This window comes from Robinsoniella sp., from assembly GCF_034124845.1.
Window position 1 is genome coordinate 1 of sequence record NZ_JAWYAJ010000246.1, and the last position, 9,352, is coordinate 9,352.

General features: G+C 43.3%; 6 protein-coding genes. All 6 read left to right on the forward strand.

Annotated elements, in window-relative coordinates:
- Window positions 1-86 precede the first annotated feature (86 nt).
- Window positions 87-926: a carbohydrate ABC transporter permease gene (locus ACH2DQ_RS12145; protein WP_394913375.1), complete on the forward strand. Its 840-nt coding sequence runs from the start codon at window positions 87-89 to the stop codon at window positions 924-926.
- A 39-nt stretch (window positions 927-965) separates the two neighbouring features.
- Window positions 966-2,303, forward strand: coding sequence for an ABC transporter substrate-binding protein (locus ACH2DQ_RS12150; protein ID WP_394913376.1), 1,338 nt, complete (start codon window positions 966-968; stop codon window positions 2,301-2,303).
- A gap of 15 nt (window positions 2,304-2,318) precedes the next feature.
- Entirely contained in the window at window positions 2,319-3,836 is a 1,518-nt protein-coding gene (locus ACH2DQ_RS12155) for an FAD-dependent oxidoreductase (protein ID WP_394913377.1), read from the forward strand.
- A gap of 24 nt (window positions 3,837-3,860) precedes the next feature.
- Entirely contained in the window at window positions 3,861-4,043 is a 183-nt protein-coding gene (locus ACH2DQ_RS12160; RefSeq protein ID WP_394913378.1) for a hypothetical protein, read from the forward strand.
- Between the two features lie 84 nt (window positions 4,044-4,127).
- Window positions 4,128-8,318 (forward strand): Ig-like domain-containing protein, encoded by a 4,191-nt coding sequence (locus tag ACH2DQ_RS12165; RefSeq protein WP_394913379.1) that lies wholly within the window; start codon window positions 4,128-4,130, stop codon window positions 8,316-8,318.
- A gap of 233 nt (window positions 8,319-8,551) precedes the next feature.
- Window positions 8,552-9,352 (forward strand): tyrosine-type recombinase/integrase (locus ACH2DQ_RS12170; protein WP_395026887.1); only part of this gene is annotated, 801 nt, incomplete at its 3' end.

Genomic DNA, 9,352 nt, shown 5'->3' on the forward strand with positions numbered 1-9,352 from the left:
TAAACAGTAAAAAAGCCTGCAAAATCAAGGCTTATGGCGTTTTGCAAACGCCTAAAGAAGATTAGGCAATGAGAGGAGAAGATAAGATGAGAGGAAAGACAAAGGTAAGGCTGTCCCTGTTTTTGACCTATCTGATTTTAGGGATATTTATTATTGTCATGATAATTCCAATCTTATGGGGATTTCTGACATCATTAAAAAGTACCGGGGAAATCAGCCGGTTTCCGCCAACTATTTTTCCGGAAGCCATTGACATGGCAAATTATTATAAAGTTTTATTTTTATCAAATTTTTCAACATACTTTAAGAACAGCTGCATAATCACGTTTCTGTGTGTCATTATTTCTACCATAATTGCGGGGCATGCAGCCTATGCACTTGCGAGATTTCACATCAGACATAAAGAACAGTTTATGTTTGCCATTCTGATGACCAGCATGGTTCCGGCAGTAGCCCTGTTAATACCCCTTTATATAATTGCTGTAAAAATCGGTATTTATAATACGAGGTTTATGCTGGTACTGGTGTATACAGCCTGGAGAACTCCCATGCTTACCTGGATATTAAAAGGATTTTTTGAATCCACACCGGAAGCAATCGAAGAAGCGGCATTGATTGACGGGTGTTCAAGACTGCGGACGTTTTACCGGATTGTAGTTCCGATTTCACAGCCTGGCATTGTATCCAGTGCATTGCTTACAGCGGTCTATGTGTGGAATGACTTCCTGGTATCCTTTACCTTTGTAACAAAAGAGGAACTAAGGACGGTATCCGTTGGTTTATATTCCTATATTACACAATACGGTGTGCAGTGGGGGGAATTATTGTCAGCTGTGATGATTACCATAATTCCAATTATTATTTTATTTGTCTGTCTTCAGAAGAAATTTGTAGACGGAATGGCAGCGGGGGCGGTCAAGGGTTGATCGAGTATAAAAATTTATATTATAAAGGAGAAGAAGAATATGAAGATGAAGAAAGCAATGAGCGTGATTGCAGCACTGGTTCTCACTACAGGACTAATGGCATGCGGGCAGGAGACAAAGAAAAATCCTGCACAGGAAGATCAGACAGGCACCGGAGCAGAAACTTCTGCTAAAACAGAAAATGAAGCAAATGGTGGAACAGATCTTATCTTCTGGATTTTCTTAAATCCCGAATCTGCTGAGGATCCCAGAAATGTGGTTTTGAAAGAAATTGTAGAAGATTATAATAAGAATAATACCATGGGAAATACCGTGACTGTTGAAAGTATCCACTATAGCAAATTTGAATCCCAGGCGATACAGGCGGCTGCAGCAGGAACCGGACCGGATATCATCAATATTTACACCGATATGCTGAAACAGCACATTGCAGGCGGTACGGTGCAGACGATGACGAAATATGCCGAAGCATTTATTCCTGAGATGGAAGGCTATACTTATTCTGCTGACAGCCTGAAAATTAACAGTGAAATTTACACACTGCCCTGGGAAAGCCGTACCTTTACCTATTGGTATCGCACCGATGTATTTGGAGATGTGCCCAAATCCCTCAGTGATTTGGCTGATACGGCGGGGGCTAAGTCAACCGCTCTGGAGCAGGGCTTTGTAATTGGGCTTACGGATGGGAGTAATGCAGCCAGCTTCATGGAATCCTTTATACCCTTCCTGAGATCAGCAGGGGGCAGCCTGTTTGATGACAATGGAAAAGCTGTGTTCAATAATGATGCAGGAGTGAAAGTTCTGGAATACATGAAGAGTCTGGTTGACAAGGGAGCGATGGATAACTCAACCCTAAGCCTTGGAGTAGATGATGTGGTAGATGCATTTAAGGCAGGCACCATTCTTTCCTGCAATGCAGGAACCCAAAGGGCAGCAGCCATTCGCTCATCGGAGTTAAATGCTAAAATTGCATCCGCTCCGATCCTCGGATTTGAAGATGGAGTGGAGAGTCCGGCAGTGGTTGCAGGGCAGAGTCTTGGAATCGGTAAATATTGTAAAAATACAGACGCAGCCTTTGATTTTATCAAAACCTTCTATTCGAAAGAAAATCAGGTTAAGTGGCTGAAAGCAAATGTACTTCCGGTTCTTTCCAGTGTATATGATGATGAAGAGATCAAGGCTCTTGACAACTATGATGAATTAAAAATGTGGAACGAATATGCAGCCACCGGTTCAGTGGAATTCTATCCGGAAGATTATTCGGAGCTTTCTGTGAAACTGGTACAGGCGGCGCAGAATGTTGTATTTAACGGCGCAGATGCGAAGGCAGCATTAGATGAAACAGCAAACTGGTATAACGAGAAAAACGGACTGTAGGAAAGGGGAAATATTATGGTGAAACAGTTTCAGAAAGAATATGATGTGATTATTGTAGGCGGAGGGCCGGCTGGAATCATGGCTGCCCTGGCAAGTGCCAGAACAGGAGCTGGTACACTGGTGATTGAGAGAAACGGATTTCTGGGAGGGGCAGCGACAAATTCCGTATTAGGTCCCATTTCCCCCTTCCATTTTGGAGATGAGCAGGTGATCAATGGGATTCCCCAGGAATTTATGGATGAATTAATAAAGGTACATGGAAGCACCGGACATCTAAAAGCACTTGATCCATATGGCAGCGGTGCATATCTGGGCTTTTATGACCGGGAGAAATACAAATATGTGGCAGAAGAAATGCTCTTGAATGCCGGTGTTCAAATCTATTATCATGCGTTTATCAGCCAGGTGAAAAAAGATGGAAATTGTGTCAGGGGAGTGACCGCTGTTACAAAGTCGGGAACAAGGGAATTTGCCTGCAAAATATTAGTAGATGCCAGCGGAGACGGTGACGCGGCAGTTATGGCTGGAGCAGAATATGTATATGGAAATGAGAACACAGGAAAGGCACAGCCTGGTTCCGCCATGTTTGAAATGGTGGATGTGGATACTGATAAGGTCTACGATTACATATATGAGAATCCGGAGGACTTTGAATGGAAGTCAGACCTGGTTCCCATTCGGGAATACAGCGACAGGCTGAAACAGCACTATTTTGTGGCTCAAGGCTTTAAGAAACTGGTGAAAAAGGCAATGGAAGCAGGGGATTTGCATTTTGGCAGAGACAGTGTCATTGTCCTAAATGGAATTCATCCGGGAAGTATTCACTTTAATGCTACCAGAGTGAGCGGTTATGACGCTTCCAATCCGGAGGAAAAAGCACTCAGTGAGATTGAGGGCAGACGTCAGATTGAATCGGTATCAGAATTTATGATTAAATATGTGCCCGGATTTGAAAAATCCTACGTCAGTGTTACCAGCAACGAAGTGGGGGTGCGGGAAACCAGACATATTAAGGGACTTTATACCCTCACGGGAGAAGATGCAGAAGAAGGGAGAAAGTTTTGGGATGTTGTGTCCAGAGGCTATTTTCCAATGGACATCCACAACCCGGATGGCGCTTCCGGATATACGAAAGGCAGCCAGGGCGGCTGCTGGGTTGAACTAAAAGATACCTATGACATTCCCATGCGCTGTCTTATTCCAATGGGTATTGATGGTATGGTTTTAAGTGGAAGATGTATTTCCGGTACCAGTGAAGCACATGGTTCTTACCGCACCCAGGGAGGTATTATGGGAATTGGGCAGGCTTCCGGTGTCCTGGCTGGGCTGTGCGCCATTCAGGAAATCCAGCCAAAAGATATGGATGTGGAAGCGGTACAGAAGAAGCTGATAGAATTTGGTGCTTCCGTTTTCCGGAACGAGGAGAAAAAGGCGCGGGAAGAGGCACATGCCAAGGAATGTGTCAGAACATATATGATAAAACGGGATAAATATATTACGAAAGATGAAATAATGAAGCAGTTTTTTAAATAATCATACAAGCGGTTAAAAGGATATATGGCTGGTAAAGCCAGGCCGCCGCAGCTGGCATGGGCGCTGCAAAATGTTTTAAAAGGGCTAGATTTGGGGCAGGTCAGCAATCCAAATGCGTTGGAGGATTTGCTGGAGTTGATACCCGAAGCTTACGTTCCGGACACGTCCTGCAAGATCCTCGTATTTTTTAACAAGATAAGCTATTGAACAAGCTTTCATTCCTAAATATAATGGTTATAAGTATAAACCGGTTATATTTAAGATTATTAAAAATGTAATGGAGGGATTGCAGTGAAAAAGAAAATAGCATTATTGCTCAGCGTAATGATTGCACTTCAGAGCGGTTTTACAAGTTATGCATTTAATGAGCAAGAAGAAAAAATTTTAGGTGAGATGGATCCGTTGTATGAGACCTTTCAAGTGCCGCCGTATGAGAGTAAATCCAGACCGCTTTGGTTCTGGAACAGTCCAACCCGCAGCCTGAGTGATATCACTAAGGAAGACATTCGGGAAATTATGGTACATTCTAAGAATGAGAGTGGATATCTTGGTTTTGGGATTCTGCCCAACTGGCTGGATAATTATATGAGTGATCAGTATCTGGATTTGTACGGATACGCTTTGGAAACGGCTGAAGAACTGGGCATGAAGATGTGTCTCTATGATGAGGACGGGTTCCCCAGCGGGCCGGCAGGGGGAATGCTGGCATCCAAGTATCCGGAAGCCACGCTGAAGCGGCTGGATAAACAGGAAAAAGATGTGGAAGAAGAAGGGAAAGTGACCGTTCGGATTCCACAGGGTGAATACCGTACTTATCTGGGAGCTGTGGCAATGAATAACGAAACGAAAGAAATAATTGATATTTCTGACAAAGCTGTTATTTATGAGGAAATAGGTCCTGGTGTCTATGCATCCAGTTTTCATCCAGCCATTCAGGATCAGCACTTTAATGCGGAGGAGGCTTTTGACGGTGATCTGAATACCCGTTGGAATTCAGCTAGCGGCAAAGTGGTGGATCAGTGGCTGGAGGCTTATTTCCCGGATGACGTGACAATCGACAGGATAGAAGTTTACGAAGCATTAAACAGGATTAATGAATACCAGATGGAGTATTATAACGGAACAGAGTGGGAGGAGCTGGATGCCGGAACTACAATTGGCGAATATAAGGTAATCAGTATTCCACAGACCACGGCACAGCGTTTCCGTCTGATCGTTCACAACCGCGGTGGGGCAGACCACGAGCCGGTGTCCATTAAGGAAGTTAAATTTTATAACGGCTCCAGTGAGGTGGTGCCGCCTAAAAATACAGATGAGAGCTATGACCATGTCACCTGGGATGCACCAGGAGGTTCATGGAAAGTGATGACCTTCGCAAGCGTAAAAGATGATACGAACAGTCGGGGGTTGGTTGATTATCTCAGCAAAGAGTCGGTAGATGCATTTATCAATATTACCCATGATGTATACTACGAGAATTTCTCGGAATATTTTGGTACGGTAATTGACAGTGTATTTTATGATGAACCTCCCCTTTATCATGCACAGGGGAGAACCTGGACCGGTAAGTTTAACGAATTGTTCGCAGAGAGCAAAGGTTATAATCCCATTACACTGTATCCGGCTCTGTGGTATGACATCGGGGAAGATACGGCATCGGCAAGAAGTGAGCTGTTCTCCTTCCGTTCGGATCTGTTCGCTGCCCAGTATATCAAAAATATGAATGACTGGTGTAACGACCATGGGATTAAGCTGACTGGACATATGGACCAGGAGGAAAATATAAATCCGGTACAGTCCAGTGGGGATATGATGAAGGTATTTAAATACCAGGATATACCCGGGGTGGATGAGATCAGTTTCTATGACCGTGCCCTGAAAGCGTACAAGCTTGTGAGTTCTTCGGCAAACAACTGGGATAAGGGCCTGGTTATGAGTGAAACTTATGGCGCTATGGGAGAAGGAATGGGAATCCCGGTGCTGTATAAAGATATTATGAACCAGTTTACCCGGGGAATTAACTACGTAGTACCACATGCAATCTGGCAGAACAATACTCAGGCGGTTGATAATCCGCCGGAGCTTTCTTATCGCAGCGAGCAGTATGGTCCGGAACTGCCTGTCTATAACGAGTATATCGGGCGGGTGCAGGGACTTTTGCAGGAGGGCAGCCATAGAGCGGATATAGGGGTGCTTTATCCAATTGATACCCTGGAAGCCCATACCATGTTCGGTGTTGGAGATCCTTATATGGGTGTAGCACCGGAGGAAGCAGATTATATGGAAGTTGGGGAATATCTGATGTCTGCAATCCGAAAAGACTATACATTCCTACACCCGGAAGTAGTTGCAGAAAATTGCAGTGTGGATGGCAGTACATTTAACCTGAATAATGAAAAATATCCGGAAGCTTATAAAGTGATCATCATGCCGGGGGCAGAAACGATCAGTCTGGAAGCATTGAAAAAAGTAAAAGATTTCTATGATGCTGGTGGACAGGTTATCGCAACGACACAACTGCCTTCACAGTCAGCGGAACCCGGAAAAAATCAGGAAGTGGTGGATATCATCACCGGGATGTTTGGCATAACTCCGGAGGAAATAAACCCGGAACTACCGGTTATCCAGTACAGTGCGTCTTCCAGTTTCAATGATAATTACGGTCCGGAAAAGGCATTTGATAAGATTGCTTCCGATGGCAGCAGATGGAACGCCGCAGACCTTTCAGGGGGAGACCAGTGGTTGATGGCTGAATTTGAAGAAGCGGTAACCGTAGAAAAAGTAGTCATCAAGGAGAATAATCCCTACCGTACCACTAAATTCCGGATCCAGTACTGGGATGGAAATTCCTGGGAGGATGCCGCGGAGGGAACAGAAATCGGTCAGCAGCAGGAGGTTCAGTTTGGACAGCCGGTAACGACGAATAAAATTCGTCTGTATATTGATACCATTGTATCCGACAGTGTATCCATTCAGGAATTTGAGATCTACGGAGAAGAAGGATTTAACCTGGCATGCCCCAAAGACTACCCCATCGGACTGGGAGACCAAACCAATGAAAATGGCGGTCGGGCAGTATTCCTTGGAGGCAATTATACGGAGACGCTGGGGAAATCCATAGATGAAATGCTTCTGGTAGCCGATGTTACCGTAGAAAATGTAGCCGATCAGCTTCCGGGAGGTAGTTTTACTTACATACATAAAATAAAGGATGGACGGGATGTCTATTACTTTGTGAACTCCAGCGACGTGTCAGTTGAAAGTGTGGTTACGCTTCGTGGAAGGATGAAAAAACCGTTGCTTTGGGATCCCAAAACAGGAAAACAAAAGCCGGCAGACTTTGAGAGAGGAATGGAAAATGGAGAAGAAGTGACGAAAATCAATTTGTCACTGGATTCCGTCCAGTCAGCATTTATTATAGATACCTATGGAGATGTGGAAGTTCCGTTAGAAAGTATTCATCTGAGTAAGGATAGCATAATCATGAAAAAAGGAGATGCCCCGGTTCAATTGGAAGTTACTTATAATCCGGTAGATACCACAGATGACAGAGAGATCCAGTGGGTTAGCAGCAATGAAAAAGCAGCTACAGTGGAAAACGGGAAAATAACCCCGACAGGACCTGGTAACGCTACGATTACAGCAATAACAAAAGTGAATCCCAATATTCGTGCGGTCTGTAAAGTGACTGTAAACAAAGACATTCAGACAGTCCCGGTAAAAAGTATCCGGCTGGATAAAAATACAGCCACCCTCTATACAAAAGAAAAAACGGTATTAAAGGCAGACATCCAGCCGTCCAATGCCACCTGTAAAGAATTAACCTGGAAATCCGCAGATAACGGAATAGCCAGAGTGGATCAAAATGGTGTAGTGACTGGTGTGAAAGCCGGAAAGACAACGATTACAGCGGTTACGGCTGACGGAAATATGCGGGCAGCATGCCAGCTTACCGTAAAACAGCGGATTACCGGCATGAAGTTTAAAACGCCGGCCTGTACCGTCACAAAGAAAGGCCAGACCGTTAATTTGCAGAAATACCTTGTAATCAATCCCAAAGACGCCAGCAGCAAGCGTTTATCCTGGAAGTCAGGAAATAAGAATACTGCAACAGTAGATAAAAATGGAAAAGTGAAGTTCAAAGCATCAAAAGGAAGGGTTACGATCACGGCAACCGCCCTGGATGGCAGCAAAAAGAGCGCTAAAATTACAGTAATATACGGTAAAAAAATCACCAGGCTCAAAATCAATAAAAGCAGTCTTACCCTGAAGAAAGGCAAATCCTTTAATCTGAAGGCAGAAATCGTAAAACCGGAGAAGCCGGCATATAAAAAGCTGATCTGGTCCTCCGCTAACAGTAAAGTGGCAAAGGTAGACAGCAAAGGAAAAGTAAAGGCTGCCGGACGAGGCAGAACAACAATTACCGCCATGGCAGGCGATGGAAGCGGAAAGACAATAAAATGTAAGGTAACGGTTAAATAAATATTTTTACTGACAGATGCAAAAGTTCCCGGTGAACTTCTGCATCTGTTTTTGCGTTCTTACTACTGGCAGGACCAGTTGCACGATTTCAGAAATAAAGATATAATTGCGTACGTATACAACTTTGACAGTAACTAACTTATAACGTAAATATTACCAATTTTAAACAGTGGAAAGTAAAATCCAAAGGGGTTAGAATTAGTGAATAGCATACAAATCTGGGAGGCAGTAAAATGAATACAAAAGCAGAACAAATAGTTTTAAATCCAAATATGATTGAATTTTTTCAAAATCACCTGTATGAAAAAGAAAGTGCAGCAGGTACCGTGCATAAATATATCAGGGATATTAAAGAATTTTATCGTTATTTGGATGGAAATTATGAAATAAGTAAAAGACATATATTAAGTTATAAGAAATTACTTATTGAAAAATATGCTTCTTCAAGTGTGAATACTATTCTGGCAGCACTCAATCAGTTTTTAGAGTTTCTTGGTTTGGGGAATTTTAAAGTCAAGCGTCTGAAAATACAAAAGCAGATGTTCTTGGACCGGGAAAAGGAAATGACAAAAAGTGAGTATGAAAGATTAAGAGAAGCGGCAAAAAGAAAACAAAAATATCAATTGGCACTTATTATCGAGACATTGGCATCCACGGGTGCAAGGGTCAGTGAGCTGGCCTATTTTTCCATTGAGCGTATTCGCAGCGGTAAAATTGAAATTGTCAACAAGGGAAAGCGGCGGATACTGCTGCTTGCGAAAAGTTTACAAAAAAAACTGATTTATTTTTCCAAGATAAAAGGGATTAAAAATGGCTGTGTATTTGTGACACGGTCAGGGAGACCCAAAAATAGAAGTAATATCTGGAAAGAAATGAAGAAGCTCGCTGTGGATGCAGGTGTAGATGTGAATAAAATATTTCCTCACAATCTGCGGCATTTATTTGCAAGGACTTATTATCAGCTTACCAGAGATCTTGCAGGACTGGCGGACTTACTTGGGCACAGCAGTCTGGATGTGACCCGAATTTATACA

Coding starts and splice junctions, on each gene's coding strand:
- ACH2DQ_RS12160 (WP_394913378.1), top strand. CDS start 3,861: ATGGCTGGTAAAGCCAGGCCGCCGCAGCTGGCATGGGCGCTGCAAAAT.
- ACH2DQ_RS12155 (WP_394913377.1), top strand. CDS start 2,319: ATGGTGAAACAGTTTCAGAAAGAATATGATGTGATTATTGTAGGCGGA.
- ACH2DQ_RS12145 (WP_394913375.1), top strand. CDS start 87: ATGAGAGGAAAGACAAAGGTAAGGCTGTCCCTGTTTTTGACCTATCTG.
- ACH2DQ_RS12150 (WP_394913376.1), top strand. CDS start 966: ATGAAGATGAAGAAAGCAATGAGCGTGATTGCAGCACTGGTTCTCACT.